Source organism: Pantoea leporis (genome assembly GCF_028048155.1).
Lineage (GTDB): Bacteria > Pseudomonadota > Gammaproteobacteria > Enterobacterales > Enterobacteriaceae > Pantoea > Pantoea leporis.
The window spans coordinates 1395997-1418133 of sequence record NZ_JALMEU010000001.1 but is presented as its reverse complement, the minus strand read 5'-3'; the positions used below and the strand labels follow the sequence as shown (position 1 = coordinate 1418133).

At 56.3% G+C, this 22137-nt stretch carries 16 protein-coding genes and 1 pseudogene; 12 read left to right on the top strand and 5 right to left on the bottom strand.

What is annotated here, in order from left to right; genetic code table 11:
- Window position 1 precedes the first annotated feature (1 nt).
- On the top strand, window positions 2–361 hold the full coding sequence (locus MWH02_RS06715) for a DUF4810 domain-containing protein (protein ID WP_101762458.1): 360 nt from the start codon (window positions 2–4) through the stop codon (window positions 359–361).
- Entirely contained in the window at window positions 358–1011 is a 654-nt protein-coding gene (locus MWH02_RS06710) for a GNA1162 family protein (protein ID WP_210081254.1), read from the top strand. The genes MWH02_RS06715 and MWH02_RS06710 overlap by 4 nt, the downstream gene beginning before the upstream one ends.
- 101 nt (window positions 1012–1112) lie before the next feature.
- On the opposite strand, the gene MWH02_RS06705 is transcribed toward MWH02_RS06710, so the two are convergent.
- Window positions 1113–4796: an AAA family ATPase gene (locus MWH02_RS06705; RefSeq protein WP_271460118.1), complete on the bottom strand. Its 3684-nt coding sequence runs from the start codon at window positions 4794–4796 to the stop codon at window positions 1113–1115.
- A complete protein-coding gene (gene sbcD / locus MWH02_RS06700) occupies window positions 4793–6010 on the bottom strand; it encodes an exonuclease subunit SbcD (RefSeq protein WP_271460117.1) in 1218 nt (405 codons plus the stop codon). Before sbcD ends, MWH02_RS06705 begins: the two co-directional genes overlap by 4 nt.
- Before the next feature lie 197 nt (window positions 6011–6207).
- Here sbcD and phoB point away from each other — a divergent pair, with 197 nt between their 5' ends.
- The 6 genes from phoB to proY all read left to right on the top strand — a co-directional run bounded on the left by phoB (window position 6208) and on the right by proY (window position 14227).
- The gene (gene phoB, locus MWH02_RS06695; protein ID WP_007887040.1) at window positions 6208–6897 is read left to right on the top strand and encodes a phosphate response regulator transcription factor PhoB; all 690 of its coding nucleotides are present in this window, start codon (window positions 6208–6210) and stop codon (window positions 6895–6897) included.
- Window positions 6898–6917: 20 nt separating this feature from the next.
- Entirely contained in the window at window positions 6918–8228 is a 1311-nt protein-coding gene (phoR, locus tag MWH02_RS06690) for a phosphate regulon sensor histidine kinase PhoR (protein WP_101762454.1), read from the top strand.
- A 657-nt stretch (window positions 8229–8885) separates the two neighbouring features.
- Entirely contained in the window at window positions 8886–9812 is a 927-nt protein-coding gene (locus MWH02_RS06685; protein ID WP_271460116.1) for a PstS family phosphate ABC transporter substrate-binding protein, read from the top strand.
- A gap of 166 nt (window positions 9813–9978) precedes the next feature.
- A complete protein-coding gene (locus MWH02_RS06680; RefSeq protein ID WP_271460115.1) occupies window positions 9979–11082 on the top strand; it encodes a cobalamin-independent methionine synthase II family protein in 1104 nt (367 codons plus the stop codon).
- A gap of 402 nt (window positions 11083–11484) precedes the next feature.
- Window positions 11485–12804 (top strand): branched-chain amino acid transporter carrier protein BrnQ, encoded by a 1320-nt coding sequence (gene brnQ, locus MWH02_RS06675; RefSeq protein WP_101762451.1) that lies wholly within the window; start codon window positions 11485–11487, stop codon window positions 12802–12804.
- Window positions 12805–12871: 67 nt separating this feature from the next.
- On the top strand, window positions 12872–14227 hold the full coding sequence (gene proY, locus MWH02_RS06670) for a proline-specific permease ProY (RefSeq protein ID WP_101762450.1): 1356 nt from the start codon (window positions 12872–12874) through the stop codon (window positions 14225–14227).
- A gap of 333 nt (window positions 14228–14560) precedes the next feature.
- Here the strand turns inward: proY and MWH02_RS06665 are convergent, their stop codons facing one another.
- The 3 genes and pseudogenes from MWH02_RS06665 to MWH02_RS06655 all read right to left on the bottom strand — a co-directional run bounded on the left by MWH02_RS06665 (window position 14561) and on the right by MWH02_RS06655 (window position 17486).
- Window positions 14561–15370 carry an inositol monophosphatase family protein gene (locus tag MWH02_RS06665; protein ID WP_101762449.1) on the bottom strand — a complete coding sequence of 270 codons (810 nt, stop codon included), beginning with the start codon at window positions 15368–15370 and terminating at the stop codon, window positions 14561–14563.
- Window positions 15371–15560: 190 nt separating this feature from the next.
- Window positions 15561–16812 (bottom strand): annotated as a pseudogene (locus MWH02_RS06660) (mechanosensitive ion channel family protein).
- A 92-nt stretch (window positions 16813–16904) separates the two neighbouring features.
- Entirely contained in the window at window positions 16905–17486 is a 582-nt protein-coding gene (locus tag MWH02_RS06655; RefSeq protein ID WP_210081250.1) for an ACP phosphodiesterase, read from the bottom strand.
- A 183-nt stretch (window positions 17487–17669) separates the two neighbouring features.
- On the opposite strand from MWH02_RS06655, the gene queA reads away from it, so the two are divergent.
- From queA to secD, 4 genes are read left to right on the top strand one after another with little or no spacing between them, the layout of a single operon-like run.
- Window positions 17670–18740, top strand: a complete 1071-nt coding sequence (gene queA / locus MWH02_RS06650; protein ID WP_210081249.1) for a tRNA preQ1(34) S-adenosylmethionine ribosyltransferase-isomerase QueA — start codon at window positions 17670–17672, stop codon at window positions 18738–18740.
- A 34-nt stretch (window positions 18741–18774) separates the two neighbouring features.
- The gene (gene tgt / locus MWH02_RS06645) at window positions 18775–19899 is read left to right on the top strand and encodes a tRNA guanosine(34) transglycosylase Tgt (RefSeq protein ID WP_061717469.1); all 1125 of its coding nucleotides are present in this window, start codon (window positions 18775–18777) and stop codon (window positions 19897–19899) included.
- 24 nt (window positions 19900–19923) lie between these two features.
- Complete coding sequence (yajC, locus tag MWH02_RS06640; protein WP_008103990.1) at window positions 19924–20256, top strand: preprotein translocase subunit YajC; 333 nt, start codon at window positions 19924–19926, stop codon at window positions 20254–20256.
- A gap of 25 nt (window positions 20257–20281) precedes the next feature.
- Window positions 20282–22129 carry a protein translocase subunit SecD gene (secD, locus tag MWH02_RS06635; protein ID WP_101762445.1) on the top strand — a complete coding sequence of 616 codons (1848 nt, stop codon included), beginning with the start codon at window positions 20282–20284 and terminating at the stop codon, window positions 22127–22129.
- Window positions 22130–22137: the final 8 nt, after the last annotated feature.

The following is a 22137-nucleotide window of genomic DNA, read 5'->3' as shown; positions in this document are numbered from 1 at the left end:
CATGAAAGGGTTGCAACTGAGCGCGGCGCTGATCGCTGCGGGTGTGCTGGCAGGCTGTGCGCCAAAAGGGCCGGAACCGATCTATTACTGGGGCGATTACCAGCAGCAGATCTACAGCTATTACAAAAAAGATAGCGATCCGCAGAAGCAGATCGAAGCACTGAATCTGGATATTGAAAAAGCCAAATCGGTCAACAAACCGGTTGCGCCGGGCCTGCACGCGCAGCTCGGCCTGCTGTACGCCAAAACCGGTGCTACCGATAAAGCCTTCGGCCAGTTTGCCACCGAGAAGCAGCTGTTCCCGGAATCGGCGCCCTATATGGACTTTCTGATGAAGAAAAAACAAGGAGTTGCCCAGTGAACAAGCTGATTGTGTCTTTAGGCGTACTGGCCACGCTGCTATTGACCGGCTGCGCGCATAAAAAACCGTACGATTACAGCGCCTTCCGCGCCAGCATGCCGGCCTCAATTCTGGTGTTGCCTGCGGATAACCGCGCGCCGGATGTGAACGCGGCGAACAGCTTCACCTCGCTGGTGACGCGTCCGCTGGCGGAAGCGGGCTATTACGTGTTCCCGGTGGCGGTGGTGGATGAAACCTTCCAGCAGAACGGATTGACCAACGGCCATGAAATTCAGGCTGTCAGCCCGCAGCGTCTGCATGACATCTTCCACGCCGACAGCGCGCTGTACATTTCAGTGACCGATTACGGCAGCAGCTATCAGGTGATCCAGAGCGTGACCAGGGTGTCGGCGACGGCGCGTCTGGTGGATTTGCGCAGCGGTAAAGAGCTGTGGCAAGGCATTGCCACCGCCAGCGACGCGGAAGATGGCAACAACAATAATGGCGGTATTATTGGCATGTTGGTCTCTGCTGCGATTAAGCAGATTGCCAGCAATGTGTCGGATAAGGCACACACCATCGCCGGTGTGACCAGCGCCCGTCTGCTGGCGCAGAACGAGCAGGGCGGTTTGCTGGCCGGCCCTCGTTATAAGTTGGTGAGTACGCGATAAAAGAATGCAGTGAATCGTAGCGGCGCGATTTATCGCGCTCTTTTCGGATGGACACCGCCTTAACAAGCGCAATAAATTGCGCCGCTACGAATTGTGCGTTTTTAAGCGAGATCGCCCGGCAACTCGAGCTTGCTGTAACCCAGGCCATTCATCTTGCGGACACGGATCTGCACCGGAATACGCTCTTTCATCGCTTCGACATGGCTGATCACGCCGATGGTTTTGCCGCTGGCGTTGAGGGCATCGAGCGCATCCAGCGCGGTATCCAGCGTCTCGGCATCCAGCGTGCCGAAGCCTTCATCGAGGAACAGCGATTCGATGCGCGTTTTATGACTCACCAAATCTGACAGCGCTAACGCCAGCGCCAGGCTGACGAGAAAACTCTCGCCGCCCGATAGCGTGCGCGTATCGCGCGTGGCGTCAGCTTGCCAGGTATCAACCACTTCCAGCTCCAGTTCTTCACTGATGCGGCGTTGCAGCAGATAGCGACCGTGCAGGCGATCGAGCTGACGGTTCGCCAGCCACACCAGATGGTCGAGCGTCAGACCTTGTGCGAAGCGGCGGAATTTATCGCCTTTGGCCGAACCCACCAGATCGTTCAGACGCCCCAGCTGCGCCAGTTCCACTTCATCGGTGGCGATTTGCGTCAGCAACGATTGCTGCTGCAAACGCTGTTGTGCATCGCTGTGTAACTGCTGCTGCGCTTCGCCCTGTTGACGGGCATTGTCACGTAACGTCACGCGCAGCTGTTCCAGCTGCTGCTGAATCGTGGCGGCGATCTCATCGCTAAGATCCGCAGGCCGCTGCTGCTGATGCGCCGTCCAGCGCTGCATAAGCTGTTCGCTGAGGGTGAGCTGCTGCTGGCGCTGCTGATCGAGCGTTTGCAACTGCTGGCGCAGCTGCTGCACCTCGCGCTCCTCCAGCAGGGCGGCACGCAGCGCGCGCTCATCGTCAAAATCACTCTGCTGCAGCGCGGCGAGGAAGGCGCTTTCTGCTGCGGCAGCGCGCTCACGTAAGGTGTTTTGCTGCGCCGCGATCTGCTCGCACTGGCCATTCAGGCCGTGCAGCAAGCTTTGCGCCTGTTGCCAATGCTGAAGCTGCTGCGCCAGCGCCTGTTCACACTGTTGCAGCGCGGCATGCTGCTGCTGCCGGGCTTCTGTCACCCGACGATCGCCAAACAGCTGTTGACGCTGTTGTTGCTGCTGTTGGCGCTGCTGCTGCAAAGCGCTGAGCGTCTGCTGCAGCTCATCCAGCCGCTGCTGTTCACGCGCCAGATTCTGCTGCAGGCTGCTGCGCTCACTTTCGGCTTTCGCCAGCTGTGGCTGCAACTCGCCGTGTAACCGTTCATTTTCCTGCCATGCGATCCAGCGTTGTTGTAAGGTGCGCAGCCAGCTTTCCCGCTCAGCGACATCTGGCAGGACGAGCTGATGCTGCGTCAGCTGCTGTTCCAGCTGCTGCGCCAGTTGCTGCATGGCGCTGCGTTCGCTGGCCTCGCGCTGGCTGATTTCATCCAGCGTCTGCTGCGTGCTGGCGATCTGCTGCTGCGCCAGCTGCTGCTGATTCTGATGCTGCTGCCACAGCTGCTGCTGTTGCAGATGCGCATCCTTTGCCTGCTGCAGCGCACGCGCGGCGTTTTCCCGCGTCTGCAGCTGCTGTTGCTGCAGCTGTTCCTGCGCATCCTGCTGCTGTTGCCACTGCGCAAAATCGTCCTGCTGCTCTAGCGTGCAGGTAAGTGCCAGCTCACCGCTCAGCGCTTGCCATTGGGTGTTCACCGTCGCCAGTTGCTGATCGTAATCGCTGATCTCCTGCTGCAACGCCTGCTGCTGTTGCAGCGACAGTTTCTGCTGCTCGCCTTTGGCGGTGCCGGACTCTTTTAACTGCGCCACGCGTGTTTCCAGCGCGGTTAAACGCTGCTGATTGGCACCGGGCTCAAGCTGCTGATATTGCGCAATCGCCGGATGCTGGCACGAGCCGCACAGCGGGCAGGGCTGATCCGGCTGCAGTTTGGCGCGCTCGTCGGCCAGCTGGGCGATGGTGCGCTCCAGCTCGCAGATTTTGCGCACATCGAGCAGCGCCTGATGTTCCCGTTTGTACTCCTCGCGCAGCGCTTGCAACGTCTTTTCCGCGTCCTGATGCTGCTGCTGGAGCTGCGCCAGTTTCTGCTGACGCTGCAACCGCTGCGGTTGCAGCGCGCGCCACTGCGCGGCGAGCAGGTTAAGCTGCTGGCGCGCAGGGCGTTGGGTTTGATGCTGCGTCAGGGCGTCGCGCAGTTGCGCGCTGCCGATCTCCGCCTCAAGTGAAGTCAGTGCTTGCTCCGCTTGCATACGCTGCTGCGCGGCCTGCGCTTCGGCTTGCTGCAACGGTTGCGCCGCCTGTTCACGCTGAGCCTGCGCCTGTTGATGCTGCTCCAGCTGGCTGCGCTGCTGTTGGTGCTGTGCGATCAGCTGCGTCAGCGTCTGCTCGCGCTCATCCAGCCGGGCGATCTCCGCCTGCCAGCGCGTTAATTCCGAGCCCCAATGGGCGACAGCGGCTTCGCGGGTGCGGAATTCCTGCTGCTGCGCCAGCTGTTGTTGTAAACGTTCACTTACCTGCTGTTGCTGGCTGAGTGCGGTTTGGCTGGATTGCAGCGCCTGTTGTTGCTGCAGATGCAATCGCTGCTGTTCATCCAGCTGCTGCGCGAGGGTGGTGATGCGTTGATCGAGCGGGATAACCTGCTCGGTGAGCAGCGTTTCAAGCTGCTGCTGTTGCTGTAACGCCTGTTCACGCGCCTGCTGCGCAGCCTGATAATGGTTTTCGCCCTGTTGCAGCGCGGTTTTGGCTTGCTGCCGTTGCGCTTGCAGCTGCTGCGATTGCTGTTCCAGCGTACGCAGATCGCCCTGCAACTGTTCGCGCTGCTGCAACTTCTCGCGCAGTTTTTCTGCCGGTTCGGCGCGCGCCAGCCGCTGACGATCGTCATCCGCCTGCTGCCAGGCCTGTTGCGCGGCAAGCAGCGTCTGTTCGGCCTGCTGCTGCTCTTGCGTTAGCTGTTGCTGCTGCACCAGCCATTGCTGCTGATGCTGCGCCAGCGTCAGCTGTTCGCTGAGAATTTTCTCCTGCGCGCCAAGTTCCGCCAGCTGCTGCGTCAATTCTGCCCGGCGCGCTTCATCCAGCAGCGACATGCCACCGGCGCGGGCGCGCAGCGTATCCAGCTCGCTGCGCGCGGTGCGCCAGCGTTCATAGATCTGCACTGAGATTTGTCCGTAGATTTCGGTGCCGGTCAGCTCTTCCAGCAGCTCGGCGCGTTCGCCGGGTTTGGCATTCAGGAAGGCGGCAAACTGGCCTTGCGACAGCATCATTGAGCGGGTAAAACGGGCGAAATCGAGCCCCGACAGGGTCTCAATCGCTTTTAGCTTGTCGCCAACTTTATCGGCAATGATTTGATTATCGGCGACGCGCGCCAGCTCGACGCGCGGTGCCTGCAGCTTACCGTCGGCTTGGCCGCGCGCGCGGTTCTGGCTCCAGAAGGCGCGCCAGGCTTCGCCTTTGATCTCAAACTCCACCTCCGCCAGACACTCGGCGGTGTCGCGGGTGATCAGCTCGTTCTGGGTTTGCGACAGCGTGCCGAGGCGCGGCGTCTGATGATAGAGCGCCAGGCAAATCGCATCGAGTAAGGTGGTTTTGCCCGCGCCAGTGGCGCCGGTAATGGCAAACAAGCCGTTGCTGGCAAAGGGCTCGCGACGGAAATCGATAAACCATTCGCCGCGCAGCGCATTGAGGTTTTTAAAGCGTAGCGTCAAAATTTTCATGCGGATGGATTCTCCAGCGCGGCAAGCTGGGTACGGAACAGCTGCGTTAACTGCTCGGCCTGCCCGGCATCCAGCTGATCTTCCTGCGCCAGTCGGCGAGCAAACACGTCTTCCACTTTTAGTTCGCTCAGGGTTTCGTTCTCCAGCCGTTCGAGGCTGCGCTGCCGCTGTTCGCGGCTGCGGCGCACCAGCAGCACTTCGACCGGCAGATTTTCGGTGAGCGCTTCAATGCGACGTTGCAGATCGCTGAGATATTCCTGCGTGGTGATCTCAATATCCAGCCAGACTGGCTGTTCGCTGGCGCTCGCGCTGAACTGCGCCAGCTGATGTTCAATCTCCGCCATCGAGCCTTTCAGCATCTGCATCGGCTGGAAGTGCGGGATGGTTAGCGGCGTAACGGTATCGAGCGTGGTGCTGAATTCCAGCAGGAAGACGCTTTTCTCGCGGCCAAGCTCATCAAAACTGAGCGGAATCGGCGAACCGCTGTAATGAATGTGCTCGCTGTTGGCGATGCGCTGGGCGCGATGGATGTGACCGAGCGCGATGTAATCGGCGGGCGGAAACGCCTGCGCCGGGAAGGCATCCAGCGTGCCGATATAGATGTCGCGCACCGAATCGCTTTTAGTCACGCCAACAGTGGTGAGATGACCGGTGGCGATGATCGGCAGCGTAACGTCCTGCGCATCGCGCTGCGCCTGCGCGGCAGCAAAGCAGTGCTGATAATGCTGCTCGATCGCCTCCAGCAGCGAGATCTGCTTTTCGCGGCCGGATTGGCCGGCCTGGCTGCGCAGAATGTCGCGCGGACGCAGATAAGGAATGGCGCACAGCAGCGCGCCCGGCGCGCCATCGCGCTGCTTCAGGGTTAATACCTGCTGTTCGCCCTGCGGCGTGGCGCTGGTGATCACCTGCGTATTCAGGCAGGCCAGCAGCTCGCGCGATTCATTCAGCGTCGCCACCGAGTCGTGATTGCCCGCCAGCACCACCAATTGGCAGCCGCTTGGCTGCAGCGCCACCACAAAACGGTTAAACATTTCACGCGCGTAGCTCGGCGGCGAACCGGTATCAAACAGGTCGCCGGCGATAATCAGCGCATCCACCTGATGCTGCACAATCTGATCCAGCAGCCAGTCGAGAAACGCCTGATGTTCCCGCGCGCGACTTTTGCTGTAAAAGAACTGACCGAGATGCCAGTCAGCGGTGTGAATGATGCGCATGTTTGCTCCGTGCTCTGTTTAGCGAAGGCGAATTATAACCACTTAAGATCACAAAGAAAAAAAGCAGAATTTTATTGTGACATTTCTGTTTTTTATCTATCTATCTTAGGGCGGTGTTTTCATAAAAGTGTCACAAAACTGACGCATAATGGCGCCGCAAATCCCAGTGACACGGTGTCACACTAGCAGGAGTTACAATGGCTAAGCGCATTTTGGTTGTGGAAGACGAAGCTCCCATCCGTGAAATGTTATGTTTCGTGCTGGAACAGAATGATTACCAGCCTATTGAGGCGGAAGATTATGACAGCGCGATTGGTAAGCTGATCGAACCCTGGCCTGATTTGATTCTGCTGGACTGGATGTTGCCCGGCGGCAGCGGGATTCAGTTTATTAAGCATTTGAAGCGCGAAGCCATGACGCGCGACATTCCGGTGATGATGCTGACGGCGCGCGGTGAAGAGGAAGATCGCGTGCGCGGTCTGGAAGTGGGCGCGGATGATTACATCACCAAGCCATTCTCACCGAAAGAGCTGATGGCGCGTATCAAAGCGGTGATGCGCCGTATTTCACCGATGGCGGTGGAAGAGGTGATTGAGATGCAGGGCCTGAGCCTTGATCCTTCCTCACATCGTGTGATGTCGGAAACCACGCCGCTGGAGATGGGACCGACCGAGTACAAACTGCTGCACTTCTTTATGACCCACCCGGAACGCGTGTACAGCCGCGAACAGCTGCTGAACCATGTTTGGGGCACCAATGTGTATGTCGAAGATCGCACCGTCGATGTGCATATTCGCCGTTTACGTAAAGCACTGGAATTAACCGGCCACGATCGCATGGTTCAAACCGTGCGCGGAACAGGGTATCGTTTCTCTGCCCGCTATTAAACGTAAACGGAGTGTTTACCGTGCTGGAACGACTCTCCTGGAAGAGATTGTTGACCGAGCTGGCGCTGGTCTGTTTACCTGCGCTGGTGTTGGGTCTGTTGTTCGGATATCTGCCGTGGCTGCTGCTGATTGCGGTGACCGGCGTGATGTTCTGGCACTTCAGAAATCTGATGCGTCTGTCGCACTGGCTGTGGGTCGATCGTTCAATGACGCCGCCCACCGGACGCGGCAGCTGGGAACCGCTGTTTTATGGCCTGTACCAGATGCAATTGCGCAACCGGCGGCGTCGCCGCGAGCTGGGCAATCTGATCAAACGTTTCCGCAGCGGGGCAGAATCGCTGCCGGATGCGGTGGTGCTGACCACCGAAGAGGGCACTATTTTCTGGTGCAACGGCCTGGCGCAGCAGCACCTTGGCTTGCGCTGGCCGGAAGATAACGGCCAGAACATCCTCAATTTGCTGCGTTATCCTGAATTTTCCCGCTATATCCGCCAGCGCAAGTTCGACATGCCGCTGACGCAGATCCTCAATAATCAGCGTCATATGGAATTCCGCGTGATGCCTTACAGCGAAGGTCAGTGGCTGATGGTGGCGCGTGATGTCACCCAGATGCACCAGCTGGAAGGCGCGCGACGCAACTTTTTTGCTAACGTCAGTCATGAACTGCGCACGCCGTTAACGGTATTGCAGGGTTATCTGGAAATGATGGACGACTCGGTGATGAACGAGCGCACGCGCAGCAAGGCGTTGCATACCATGCAAGAGCAGACGCGCCGCATGGACAGCCTGGTGAAGCAGTTGCTGACCTTGTCGCGTATCGAAGCGGCGCCAGCCATCGATCTCAAAGAGACGGTGGATGTGCCGGGCATGCTGATGCTGTTGCAGCGTGAAGCGGAAACGCTGAGTCAGGGACGTCACACCATCCATTTCCATACCGATCCGCATCTGAAAGTGTTCGGCAATGATGAGCAGCTACGTAGCGCCATTTCCAATCTGGTCTATAACGCGGTGAATCACACGCCCGATGGCACGCGCATCGACATCAGCTGGCTGCGCACCAAACAAGGCGCGCAGTTTAAGGTGTGTGATGACGGGCCGGGCATTAGCGAGCAGCATCTGCCGCGCCTCACCGAGCGTTTCTATCGCGTGGATAAAGCGCGTTCGCGCGCCACCGGCGGAAGCGGATTGGGGCTGGCGATCGTGAAGCATGCGTTGGGACATCACAACGCGCGGCTGGAGATCACCAGCGTGCCGCATCAGGAAACCTGTTTCAGCTTCCTGCTGCCGCCACGCTTGATTGTGGCTAACGTGATGCAAGAGCGGGTTAATTAAGGTCGTAGGATCGCTATTCATGGCGCCATACTTATCAGTTAATAAAGCCTTTTTGGTGCGGGCGCTGACACATCTGCTGCGTCACGGGCCGTCCTCGCGCCGCTAGCGCGGTACCTTCGGCTTCCACGTTGTGCCGACGGACCGTTCGCGGATCGGCCTTCCCTGGCCGACCCCGAACTGCCTCGCGCATCCATGCGCGAGGCTCCTGGCCCAACGTAAAAGCCTCAGCGCTGCGAATGGCCCTTTTGCCGCAGCAGACGCGCCAGCGCCTGAAGCGAATGAGTCCTTTTCAACAACACGCACTGAAGCTTATGAGCAGGCCGGGGGCACTTTTGGCCCGGCAATCCGCAGCGCTGAACGAAGCGAGGAAGCCAGGAGAGCCCGCAGGACGCGGGCGAAAGGCGGAGCCGGGACAAGGAAGTCCCGTCTCCGCCGGTCCGTCAGGCAGACGAGCGAAGTGAAGGTACCGCGTAAGCGGCGCGAGGACCGCCGGACCAAAAGTGACACCGGCCTGCGCACTCGTCGTTGGTTTAACTGACAAGCATTACGCCATTCATGGAGACCAATTCCCGCCTCATTAACAACCCATACGCAATGTATTGCGTGATAAATCGCACCGCTCCAGAATAGGCGTCTTACTGAATTGCGGAATCGCCAATGAAATCGCTGCTGATCTCCCTCTTGCTGCTTTGCTCTGCTTTGGCACACGGCCAACAAACCATGCTAACCGGCAATCTGAGCAGCGTTGGATCGGATACGCTGGGTTATCTGATGACATTATGGGGCGAGGATTTCAGCCGCCAGTCGCCGGGCGTCAACGTTCAGGTGCAGGCGGCGGGATCTTCTACTGCGCCGACGGCGCTGGCGGCAGGTGCTGCCCAGCTGGGCGCGATGAGCCGGCCGATGCAGATCGACGAACGTCAACTTTTTAACGCGCGCTACGGCTATCCGCCGCTGGCGGTGCCGGTGGCGATGGATGCGCTGGTGGTAGTGGTTAATCAGGACAATCCGCTGTCGCGCATCGCGCCGCAACAACTCGATGCGCTGTTCTCCATCACGCGTCTGTGCGGCGGGCAGCAAGTGCCGCAGCGCTGGGGCGATCTCGGCCTGAGCGAAGGCCAGTGGGCCACGCGCAGCATCCAGCGCTATGGCCGCAACTCGGCGTCGGGAACATGGGGCTTCTTTAAGCAGCAGGCGCTGTGCAAAGGTGATTTTCGTGCTGATGTCGCTGAATTCCCCGGCTCTGCGGCGGTGGTGCAAGCCGTTGCCGCCACGCCCAACAGCATCGGTTATGCCAGTTTTGGCTTTCATCTCAGCGGCGTGAAAATGCTACCGGTGGTCACGGCGAACGGCGACAGCGTGATGCCGGATGCCGAATCGATTCGCAACGGCCGCTATCCGTGGTCGCGCCCGCTTTATATCTACGTCAACAAAGCACCCGGCAAACCGCTGCCGCCGCTGGTGAATGCCTTTCTGCATCAGGTGTTATCGCCACAAGGTCAGCGTCGGGTGAGCGAAGCGGGTTATCTGCCGTTGTCAGATAGCCAGATGGCGCAAGCGCGAGCGGCAATTGAGGGAAATTGAAGAACGTGCATCTGAACATGAAATAGTTTCATGTAAGCTGAATTTTCTTCCGTTGCCGAAAGGGTAACAGCGTGGCATTCTTTTTGGACATATAGCCGTCCAGATGGCTGAAATAACCCAGCGAAATTATACCCTGACGCAACTATGCGCTCAGCCAGGAGATAAAATGCCACGTCATAACCCGTCCCGCGCCGATACCGTCGGCAGTTTTCTGCGTCCCGCAGCCATCAAGCAGGCGCGTGTGCAGTTTGCCAATGGTGAAATCAACGCTGATCAACTGCGTCAGGTTGAAGATCGCGAAATCCGCCATGTTGTGGAGCAGCAGCGTGCCAATGGCCTGCAGATCGTTACCGATGGTGAATTCCGTCGCGCTTGGTGGCACTTCGATTTCTTTGGCGATTTGCACGGCGTCGAGCTGTTCGAAGCGGAGCAAGGCATTCAGTTCAACGGCGTGCAGACCAAAGCGCACGGCGTGAAAGTCACCGGTAAAGTGGCTTTTAATCCTCAACACCCGATGCTGGATCACTTCCGCTTCCTGCAAAGCGTGGCGGGCGATGCGGTTGCCAAGATGACCATTCCCAGCCCAAGCGTGCTGCACTTCCGCGGTGGCCGTAAGGTGATCGATGCCACGGTGTATCCCGATCTGAAAGAGTACTTCGCCGATCTGGCGCAGACCTACAAAGACGCCATCAAAGCGTTTTATGCGGCTGGTTGCCGTTATCTGCAGCTGGATGACACGGTGTGGGCCTATCTGTGCTCAACCGAACAGCAGCAGCAGATCCGCGAGCGTGGTGAAGATCCACAGGAACTGGCGCGCATCTATGCTGAAGTGCTGAATACTGCACTGGAAGGTAAGCCAGAGGATCTGACCGTTGGGCTGCATGTGTGTCGCGGCAACTTCCGCTCAACCTGGATTTCCGAAGGTGGCTATGAGCCGGTCGCCGAAGTGCTGTTTGGCGGCGTAAATATCGATGCTTTCTACCTTGAGTATGACAACGAACGTTCAGGTGGTTTTGAGCCGCTGCGCTTCCTCAAGCCGGGTCATCAGCAAGTGGTGCTGGGTTTGATCACCACCAAAACCGGCGAGCTGGAGGATGCGCAGCAGGTGAAAGCGCGTCTGCAGGAAGCAGCACAGTTCGTGAGTCTTGATCAAATCTGCCTTAGCCCGCAGTGTGGCTTTGCCTCAACCGAAGAGGGCAACAGCCTGAGCGAAGAGCAGCAGTGGCAGAAGATTCGTCTGGTGGTCGATATAGCAAGAACAGTCTGGTAATGCTGTAAAGTTAGCCAAACAGGCGCGTAAATCGCGCCTTTTGTGCATCTGCAGGCTGATTTATGCAAAGAGATCTCTCGCATCGAGGAAACATTTAGCAAATCATCTGAGGTGTTTTGCCGCTATTCCACCGTGATTCACTGCTTTCTCCCACTATCTTGTTATATCCTTCTGGTTTTTCGATCCTGTATTGCCTTTCTTCGCTATAAACGTTCTAATTTGCGCCGTTGTCGATTTATCCCTCTGCGAACAGAAGAAAAGTAGATTAAATCACCTGCGCTTTAACGATTAGACCCGCATAACACGCTGGTCTTGCCTGATAAGCCCTTGTTTTAGCGCATCCAGAGGACAACACGAACTCAACTTCCACCGCAACATCAGCTACAGGCAGTACAGAAGTTTATGACACATCGTTTAACCTCCAAGGATATCCTGGCGCTGGGCTTCATGACGTTTGCCCTGTTCGTTGGCGCAGGAAATATCATCTTCCCACCGATGGTGGGGATTCAGTCTGGCGAACACGTTTGGATTGCGGCTTTCGGCTTCCTGATTACGGCTGTTGGCTTACCGGTGATCACCGTCATCGCGCTGGCGCGTGTGGGCGGCGGCATTGATGCGCTGAGCTCGCCGATTGGTAAAGCCGCAGGCTTGCTGCTGGCGACCGTGTGTTACCTGGCTGTTGGCCCGCTGTTTGCCACGCCGCGTACCGCCACCGTTTCCTTTGCCGTAGGTATTGCACCGCTGACCGGCGACGGCACGCTGCCGCTGTTCATTTACAGCCTGATTTACTTCGCGCTGGTGATTGGCATCTCACTGTATCCGGGCAAACTGTTGGATACCGTCGGCCACTTCCTCGCTCCGCTGAAAATTCTGGCGCTGATTGTGCTCGGCGTTGCCGTGCTGATCTGGCCGGCCGGTGGCGTTTCGCCGGGCACCGAAGAGTATCAGCGTGCCGCCTTCTCCAGCGGTTTCGTTAATGGTTATCTGACCATGGATACGCTGGGAGCGCTGGTGTTCGGTATCGTCATCGTCAATGCGGCGCGCTCACGCGGTGTGGAAGATGCCAAACTGCTGACGCGCTACACCATGCTGGCGGGCATCATTGCCGGTATCGGTTTGACGCTGATTTACCTGACGCTGTTCAAACTCGGTAACGATAGCGGCGCATTGGTGGCGCAAAGCGCGAACGGTGCTGAGATTCTGCATGCTTACGTGCAGCAGACCTTCGGCGGCATGGGCAGCTTCTTCCTTGCGGCACTGATCTTCGTCGCCTGCATGGTGACGGCGGTGGGCCTGACCTGCGCCTGTGCAGAATTCTTTGCGCAATATGTTCCGCTGTCGTATAAAACGCTGGTATTTATTCTGGGTCTGTTCTCGATGGTGGTGTCGAATCTCGGTCTGAGCCATCTGATTCAGATTTCGATTCCGGTGCTGACGGCGATTTATCCGCCATGCATCGTGCTGGTGGTGCTGAGCTTCACGCTGAAGTTCTGGAACAAAAGTTCGCGTATTATCGCGCCGACCATGCTGGTAAGCCTGCTGTTCGGTATCGTTGATGCCATCAAAACCACCAGCTTTAAAGATGTGTTGCCGCTGTTCAGTCAGCATTTGCCGCTGGCCGATCAGGGACTTTCCTGGTTGCCGCCATCGCTGGCGATGCTGGTGATTGCCGCGGTAGTTGATCGGGCAAAAGGACGTGAGCAGGTCGCGGTTCATCAGTAAGCGACATTGCTGTTAATTCCAACCACGGGCTTGCCCGTGGTTTTTCATTTTCAAGGTACTGAGTGTTATGCAAGAAACCAATAAGCTCAAACGCGGACTGAGCACGCGCCACATTCGCTTTATGGCGCTGGGATCGGCGATTGGCACCGGGCTGTTTTACGGCTCGGCAGATGCCATCAAAATGGCGGGTCCAAGCGTGCTGCTGGCGTACATCATCGGCGGTGCGGTGGCGTACATCATCATGCGTGCGTTGGGGGAAATGTCGGTCAACAATCCGCAGGCCAGCTCATTCTCGCGCTATGCGCAGGATTATCTCGGCCCGCTGGCCGGATACATCACCGGCTGGACCTACTGTTTTGAAATCCTGATTGTGGCGATTGCCGACGTAACGGCTTTTGGTATCTACATGGGCGTGTGGTTCCCCGATGTGCCGCACTGGATTTGGGTGCTGAGCGTGGTGCTGATTATCGGCGCCATCAACCTGATGAGCGTGAAAGTATTTGGCGAAGTGGAGTTCTGGTTCTCCTTTTTCAAAGTCGCCACCATCATCATCATGATTCTCGCCGGCTTCGGCATGATTTTCTGGGGCATCGGCAACGGCGGCCAGCCGACCGGCATTCACAATCTGTGGACCAACGGCGGCTTCTTCGCGCACGGCATTGTCGGCATGCTGCTGTCACTGCAGATGGTGATGTTTGCCTACGGCGGCATTGAGATTATCGGGATTACTGCCGGTGAAGCGGAAGATCCGAAGACCTCGATTCCACGCGCCATCAACTCCGTACCGATGCGTATTCTGGTGTTCTACGTTGGTACGCTGTTCGTCATCATGTCGATTTATCCGTGGAATCAGGTGGGCACTTCTGGCAGTCCGTTCGTGCTGACCTTCCAGCATTTGGGTATTGCGGCGGCGGCATCAATTCTTAACTTCGTGGTGCTGACGGCGTCGCTGTCGGCGATTAACAGCGATGTGTTTGGCGTGGGGCGTATGCTGCACGGCATGGCGCAACAGGGCCACGCACCGAAGGTATTCCAGAAGGTTTCGAATCGAGGAATTCCGTGGGTGACCGTTTTGGTGATGATGCTGGCGATGCTGATTGCGGTGTATCTCAACTACCTGATGCCAGAGAAAGTGTTCCTGGTGATCGCCTCGCTGGCGACCTTTGCTACCGTTTGGGTGTGGATCATGATTCTGCTGTCGCAGATCGCCTTCCGCCGCAAGATTGGCAAAGAGCAAGCCGGTAAGCTGGATTTTGCCATGCCGGGCGGTAGCGCTACCGCATGGTTCGGCGTGCTATTCCTGGCCTTCATTATTGGGCTGATTGGTTACTTCCCGGATACGCGCGTGTCGCTGTACGTTGGTTTTGCGTGGATTGCGCTGCTATTACTGGCGTGGCCGCTAGTGAAAAAGCGTAAAAGCTGATGATATTGTAAGGTCGCCATTGATGGCGACCTTTATTATCGATGACGATTAAAAATAATAAAAAAAAATAATCACGCTATCCCGAAATAATAAAATGCCAAAAAATATCTCGGCGCATCCTGGCGCCGAAAAGAACAACAAAAAAGGAGAAAATAAGTATTACTAAGGGATGTTTGACTTGCGCAGCATATCGTATTTTTATTGATGCCGGGATGTTTAAGAAAAAAAGAGAAAATTCTCACTTCGGAATAGAATATTACTTACAGCGCGCTTAAGTAATTTTGCATGAAGGTTAAGTTCGCATAAATTAACGAACTTAACCGATTACGGAAATTATAACGATAAATGCCCAGGCAGCAGCGCTTTCAGCTGCGGATAAATCACCGCATTAGCCAGCAGCACCGGATTGCCGTTCTGCAAGCCGTGATTAGCCAGATAATCGTTGGTAATGCCGCCCGCTTCGCGCATCAGCACAATGCCCGGCAAGCCATCCCACGGATTCATATGCGCTTCGTAGTAACCAATTAAGCGACCGGCCGCCGCCCATGCGCTCATCAACGCCCCCGAGCCGTTGCGGATAAACATGCCGCCCTGCGCCAGTAATGCGCTGATAAAAGTGGTCAGCGGTTCAATCGGTTGGCTGTTGGAGCTGCTCAGACCAAGCAATCCCTGATCGAGCTGCTGCGCGCTGTGCGCCTGAATGCGCTTATCATTAACCCAAGCACCTTTGCCGCGGCAGGCGTGAAAGGTTTCATGATGATTGGGATCGCACACCACACCAATCACCGCTTCGTTTTCACAAACGATCGCCAGCGATACGCACCAGTTGTGCAAGCCGTTAAGAAAGCTGCTGGTGCCATCAATCGGATCGAGCACCCAGATAAAGCGTGCGCCAGCAGTATTGCCGCCGCTCTCTTCACCCAACACCGCATCGTCAGGAAAGCGTTCGTGGATCAAATGCTTGACCAATGCCTCAACGTTGCGATCGGCTTCGCTGACCACATCCTGCAGATCTTTCTTATGCTCAACCACTAATTGATGACGTTGCTGATACCAGGATAGAGCCCGGCTGGCGGCGGTTTTGGCAACATCACAGGCGAAATGATAACGTGCGTCGAGTTCGGTAAGCGAAGCTGATGACATCTTTCCCTCTTATGATTTTCAGGCTGGCGAAGCAACAACAGACGCCAAAAATGGCGTATTGGCTGTGTGACGAAGTTAACAAAAGTTAAGAAAGGCTTCATTAAGCCGCAGATGGCTGCGCGTGACAAGAGGGGGAAAAGCCCGCCAGTGAAATTTTTCTTCTTACTGGCGGGTAATACGGGATGAAGCCTTAGTGGCGGGTTCTTACGCCAATTTTGACGCATGTCATTACCGGTTGGCGATTGATGGACGCGCAGACCGAAAGTAGGTAGCACTGCGTAAATATGGTCAAAGATATCCGCTTGAATATTCTCGTACTCTTTCCACACCGTGGTGTTGGTGAACACATACACTTCCAGCGGCAGACCGTTTTCACCTGGCGCTAACTGCCGCACCATTAACGTCATCTCTTTGTGAATACGCGGATGCTGCTCCAGCCAGCTCTGCAGCCAGACGCGGAAGGTACCGATATTCGTCAGGCGGCGACCGTTGAGTGGCGAATCTAAATCACAGCCCAGTTGCGCATTCCATGCGGCCACTTCTTCGCTTTTGCTATCCAGATACGGTGCCAGCAGATGCGCACTTTTCAGCTGCTGCATCATGGCATCGTCAAGGAAGCCAATACTGGTGGTATCAATATGAATGCTGCGCTTAATGCGACGCCCACCGGATTCCGACATGCCGCGCCAGTTTTTAAAGGAGTCGGAAATTAAGGCGTAAGCGGGAATGGTAACAATGGTGTTATCCCAGTTGCGCACTTTTACCGTGGTTAAAGAAATATCGATGACCGCACCGTCCGCGCCATATTTCGGCATTTCCAGCCAGTCATTCATTTTCAGCATATTATTGGCCGCTAACTGAATACCGGCCACCAGACCCAGAATCGGATCTTTAAATACCAGCATCAGCACCGCGGTCATGGCACCGAGTCCGGTGATCAATACGCCGGGCGATTTACCCAACAGCAGCGAAATAATCATGATTACCATTAAAATGGCGGCGATCAATTTCACGCTCTGGATAATACCGCGCAGCGGCAATTGCTGTGCCAGCATGCTGTTCGCGCTGAGCTGCTGCAGTAAATCCAGCAAGGAGAACAACATCAGCAGGGCGAAGATCATCATCCACAGCTGGGCGAAAATCAGCAGCGCTGCATAGATCTGAGCACTGTCGTGCAGGAAGAGTTCAGTCTGTAATTTGAATAGCACACCTTGCATCAGCCAGACGCTGCGGCTAAACAGGCGGCTGTTAATCAGCGCTTTTGGCCACTGACGGCTACTTTTCTCGGTGTAGCGACGCAGCAGCGGCAAGATAGCGCGGTGCAGAATGGCGTGAGTAAGCAGTGATATGGCAAAGATTATGGCAATCACTATCCCCAACGCCAGGATGTGCGTGTAGCTAAGACCGGCTTCTGCGAGCCGGTTGGCAATAAGATGCTGCATGAGATTTCCCTGAGTGTGACGAAGATTAAGGTCACGCAGGGTAGGTGATGGGAAATTTCCCGTCCAACAGACGGGTCTTGAATTACCTAATATTACAATTCCTGCGCGCGCGCGGCGGCCATTAAGCGCGGATAAAACTGGAAGAACAGCGGCTTAAGTTGCTCGTAGTGATCAACAAAATCCTGATAGGAGTCGCGCAGCGCGGCTAAGCGCGGACGGCGATGCGCCATGCCGTTGAGCACGCGTGCCAGCCGCGTTGGTTCGGCATAGTGCTCAAACCAGCGTTCGCGCCACATCACTGCGTTCAGCTCAATGAAACCTTCCGGCGTGCCCGCCAGCTGCGGCACGATGTTTTGTTCAGCCGCCGCGGTAAATGCCACCAGCGACTGCGTTGGGTTGAATTTATCCCAGTGCAGCGCGAGGAAATGGTCCCAAATCACGTCCAGCGTGATGGGGGCCACGCGGCGCGTTTCCGGACGAAACAGCGCACGCGCAATCCGCACTTCGGGCAGGTTATCGGTCAGGACGTCGAGGCGACGATGCATGGCAATGCCATCCACCACCGGTGCAGGCCATTGTGATTGCACGTTGCCGCGCACGAAATCGGCCATAAGATTGCCCAGCAGAGAGCTGTTAGCCAGCTGCGCCAGGTGAAGGTGAGCGAGAAAGTTCATGGCGCATTATATACACGTCATACATCAAGTTACAGGTGCGTGGGCTGCTCTCGTTTGCCGCCTGCCTGCACCTCGAATTATTTTGTGTATTCGCAGAATCACAGAAGCGCAGCCAGTTGTTCAGAATTTGCCGCTTTTCCGCTAGACTATGCCGCCTGATTTTAAGTCCTGAAGAAGTGAAGCATGCGCGTAGCCGATTTTACCTTTGAGTTGCCAGAATCCTTAATCGCCCACTATCCGCAGGCGCAGCGAAGCGGTTGCCGCTTGCTATCGCTGGATGGTCCAAGCGGCGCGTTAAGCCACGGCGTATTTACAGACGTGATGGATAAGCTCAATCCGGGCGATCTGCTGGTGTTCAACAACACCCGCGTGATTCCGGCGCGCGTCTTTGGGCGTAAAGCCAGCGGCGGCAAAATCGAGATGCTGGTTGAGCGCATGCTGGACGATAAGCGCGTGCTGGCGCACGTGCGCGCCTCCAAAGCGCCCAAGCCGGGCGCAGCGCTGCTGCTGGGCGATGACGAAAGTGTCAAAGCCACGATGGTGGCGCGCCATGACACACTGTTTGAGATCGCCTTCGAAGACGATCGCGCGGTGCTGGATATTCTCAACAGCGTCGGCCATATGCCGCTGCCGCCGTATATTGATCGTCCGGATGAAGATGCTGACCGTGAGCTGTACCAGACCGTGTACGGCGTGCGTCCCGGCGCCGTCGCCGCACCGACCGCCGGTTTGCACTTTGACGAGCCGCTGCTGGAAGCGCTGAAAGCTAAAGGCGTCGAGATGGCGTTTGTCACGCTGCACGTCGGTGCCGGGACTTTCCAGCCGGTGCGCGTTGAAACCATCGAGGATCACATCATGCATGCCGAATACGCGGAAGTGCCGCAGGATGTGGTGGATGCGGTGCTGGCGTGTAAAGCACGCGGCAACAAAGTGGTCGCCGTGGGCACCACCTCAGTACGTTCGCTGGAGAGCGCCGCGAAGGCCAGCCAGGATGCGCTGATTGCACCCTTCTTCGATGACACACAGATTTTCATCTATCCCGGCTATCACTATCAGGTGATCGATGCGCTGATCACCAACTTCCATCTGCCGGAATCGACCCTGATTATGCTGGTTTCGGCCTTTGCTGGTTATCAGCACACCATGGCGGCTTATCACAGCGCGGTGGCAGAGCAGTACCGTTTCTTTAGCTACGGGGATGCGATGTACATCACCCGTAATCCACAAGCGCCTGACGAAAGCGTCGGCGCATAATTGAATCAGACTGTTTCTCTGATCAGAGGTTAATGTGAAATTTGAATTAGATACTACCGACGGGCGCGCGCGCCGTGGCCGTCTGGTCTTTGATCGTGGCGTTGTTGAAACCCCAGCATTTATGCCCGTGGGCACTTACGGCACGGTGAAAGGCATGACGCCGGAGGAAGTGAAAGAGACCGGCGCGCAGATCCTGCTCGGCAACACCTTCCACCTGTGGCTGCGCCCAGGTCAGGAGATCATGAAACTGCACGGCGACCTGCACGATTTCATGAACTGGCAAGGACCGATCCTTACCGATTCCGGCGGCTTCCAGGTGTTCAGCCTTGGCGATATCCGTAAGATCACCGAAGCGGGCGTGCACTTCCGTAACCCGATCAACGGCGATCCGATTTTCCTCGATCCGGAAAAGTCGATGGAAATTCAGTTCGATCTCGGTTCTGACGTGGTGATGATCTTCGACGAATGTACGCCATATCCGGCGGATTGGGATTACGCCAAACGTTCGATGGAGATGTCGTTGCGCTGGGCACAACGCAGCCGCGATCGCTTCGATTCACTCGGCAATAAAAATGCATTATTCGGCATTATTCAGGGCGGTGTTTACGAAGATTTACGAGATGTCTCGGTTAAAGGTCTGGTAGAGATTGGCTTTGATGGGTACGCTGTGGGCGGCCTGGCGGTGGGTGAACCTAAAGAGGACATGCACCGAATCCTGGAGCACGTCTGTCCGCAAATTCCGCAAGACAAACCGCGTTATTTGATGGGCGTCGGCAAGCCAGAAGATCTGGTGGAAGGCGTTCGCCGCGGTATCGATATGTTTGACTGCGTTATGCCAACGCGCAATGCGCGCAATGGTCATCTGTTTGTTACCGATGGCGTGGTGAAAATTCGTAATGCCCGGTATAAAGATGACACCGCAACGCTGGATGCAGAGTGTGATTGTTACACCTGTCGCAATTATAGCCGCGCCTACTTGCATCATCTTGATCGCTGTAACGAAATACTGGGCGCACGCCTGAATACGATTCACAATCTGCGCTATTACCAGCGTTTGATGGCCGGTTTACGTAAGGCTATCGAAGAGGGTAAATTAGAGCACTTTGTTAGCGAGTTCTACCAACGGACGGGGAAGGCGGTTCCTCCGCTGAACGTCTGATAATTCATCAATGAGGGAAATTTAATGAGCTTTTTCATTTCTGACGCCGTAGCCGCAGCAGGCGCACCGTCTCAGGGAAGTCCGTATTCTCTGGTGATCATGCTGGTGGTCTTTGGTCTGATCTTCTACTTCATGATTCTGCGTCCACAGCAGAAGCGTACTAAAGATCACAAGAAACTGATGGATTCCATCTCTAAAGGTGATGAAGTGCTGACCAGCGGTGGTTTAGTTGGCCGTGTGACCAAAGTGGCAGAAACTGGCTATGTTTCTATTGCCCTGAACGACACCACTGAAGTAGTTGTTAAACGTGATTTCGTGGCCGCCGTTCTGCCGAAAGGTACTTTGAAGGCGCTGTAATTTTTTCTTCCCGAAGGGAACTGCCGTGTTAAACCGTTATCCTTTGTGGAAGTACATCATGTTGGTCGTCGTGATTCTCGTCGGCCTGCTCTATGCGCTTCCTAACCTTTATGGTGAGGATCCGGCCGTTCAGATCACTGGTGCGCGCGGTGGCGCCGCCAGTGAGCAAACGTTGGATCAGATCCAGACCGTATTAAAACAAGACAATATCGAGAGCAAATCCCTCGCTCTGGAAAATGGTGCCATTCTGGCCCGCTTTGCAACGCAGGATGGACAGCTGCGCGCGCGTGATGCACTCACCAGCGCGCTGGGCGAAGACTACATTGTGGCCCTTAACCTTGCGCCGGCAACGCCTCGCTGGCTGAGCATGCTGTCCGCGGAACCGATGAAACTCGGTCTTGATCTGCGCGGCGGCGTTCACTTCCTGATGGAAGTGGATATGGATACGGCTCTGGGCAAACTGCAAGAGCAGAACGCCGACAGCCTGCGCAGCGATCTGCGCGACAAAAGCATTCCGTATACCACCGTTAATAAAATCGCGAACTATGGCGTAGAAGTGCGTTTCCGTGACGGCGCCAGCCGTGATGCGGCAATCAGCTACTTGTCTACTCGCCACCGCGATCTGGTGATCTCAAGCCAGGGCAGCGATGCGCTGCGTGCGGTGATGAGCGATGCGCGCCTGAGCGAAGCGCGTGAATATGCGGTGCAGCAAAACATCACCATTCTGCGTAACCGTGTGAACCAGCTCGGCGTTGCCGAACCGCTGGTGCAGCGTCAGGGTTCTGACCGCATCGTGGTGGAACTGCCGGGTATCCAGGACACCGCGCGCGCCAAAGAGATTCTGGGCGCTACCGCCACGCTGGAATTCCGTCTGGTGAACACCAGCGTGGATCCAACCGCAGCGGCCAGCGGCCGTGTGCCCGGCGATTCGGAAGTGAAGAAAACCCGCGACGGGCAGCCAGTGGTGCTGTACAAGCGTGTGATTCTGACCGGTGATCACATCACCGATTCCACGTCGAGCATGGATGAGTACAACCAGCCGCAGGTGAACATTTCACTGGATGGCGCGGGCGGCAACATGATGTCCAACTTCACCAAGGACAACATCGGTAAGCCGATGGCGACCCTGTTTGTGGAGTACAAAGACAGCGGTAAGAAAGATGCCAACGGCCGGTCAATTCTGGTGAAACAGGAAGAAGTGATTAACGTGGCTAACATTCAGTCGCGCCTCGGTAACAGCTTCCGTATCACCGGTATCAATAATGCAAACGAAGCACGTCAGCTGTCGCTGCTGCTGCGCGCGGGTGCGTTGATTGCGCCAATCCAGATTGTAGAAGAGCGTACTATCGGCCCAACCATGGGGCAGCAGAACATCACACAAGGCCTCGAAGCCTGCCTGTGGGGTTTGATTGCGTCAATCCTGTTCATGGTGGTGTTCTACAAGAAGTTTGGTCTCATCGCTACCAGCGCGCTGCTGTGTAACCTGGTGCTGATTGTCGGCATCATGTCACTGCTGCCAGGCGCGACGCTCACCATGCCGGGTATTGCCGGTATCGTGCTGACGCTGGCGGTTGCGGTCGATGCTAACGTGTTGATTAACGAACGTATTAAAGAAGAGTTGCGTAACGGACGCTCGGTACAGCAGGCGATTCATGAAGGCTATAAAGGCGCCTTCTCCAGTATCGTCGATGCCAACGTCACTACGCTTATCAAAGTGATCATTCTTTATGCGGTCGGTACCGGTTCAATCAAAGGCTTTGCGATTACTACGGCTATCGGTATCGCAACCTCAATGTTTACCGCTATCGTCGGCACCCGTGCCATCGTTAACCTGGTGTACGGCGGCAAACGCATTAACAAGCTGTCTATCTGAGGAGTGCG

Bases quoted from the DNA above. Each gene is read 5' to 3' on its own strand.
- MWH02_RS06715 (WP_101762458.1), top strand. From the start codon at position 2: ATGAAAGGGTTGCAACTGAGCGCGGCGCTGATCGCTGCGGGTGTGCTG.
- MWH02_RS06705 (WP_271460118.1), bottom strand. From the start codon at position 4,796: ATGAAAATTTTGACGCTACGCTTTAAAAACCTCAATGCGCTGCGCGGC.
- sbcD (WP_271460117.1), bottom strand. From the start codon at position 6,010: ATGCGCATCATTCACACCGCTGACTGGCATCTCGGTCAGTTCTTTTAC.
- phoB (WP_007887040.1), top strand. From the start codon at position 6,208: ATGGCTAAGCGCATTTTGGTTGTGGAAGACGAAGCTCCCATCCGTGAA.
- MWH02_RS06685 (WP_271460116.1), top strand. From the start codon at position 8,886: ATGAAATCGCTGCTGATCTCCCTCTTGCTGCTTTGCTCTGCTTTGGCA.
- MWH02_RS06680 (WP_271460115.1), top strand. From the start codon at position 9,979: ATGCCACGTCATAACCCGTCCCGCGCCGATACCGTCGGCAGTTTTCTG.
- brnQ (WP_101762451.1), top strand. From the start codon at position 11,485: ATGACACATCGTTTAACCTCCAAGGATATCCTGGCGCTGGGCTTCATG.
- proY (WP_101762450.1), top strand. From the start codon at position 12,872: ATGCAAGAAACCAATAAGCTCAAACGCGGACTGAGCACGCGCCACATT.
- MWH02_RS06665 (WP_101762449.1), bottom strand. From the start codon at position 15,370: ATGTCATCAGCTTCGCTTACCGAACTCGACGCACGTTATCATTTCGCC.
- MWH02_RS06655 (WP_210081250.1), bottom strand. From the start codon at position 17,486: ATGAACTTTCTCGCTCACCTTCACCTGGCGCAGCTGGCTAACAGCTCT.
- queA (WP_210081249.1), top strand. From the start codon at position 17,670: ATGCGCGTAGCCGATTTTACCTTTGAGTTGCCAGAATCCTTAATCGCC.
- yajC (WP_008103990.1), top strand. From the start codon at position 19,924: ATGAGCTTTTTCATTTCTGACGCCGTAGCCGCAGCAGGCGCACCGTCT.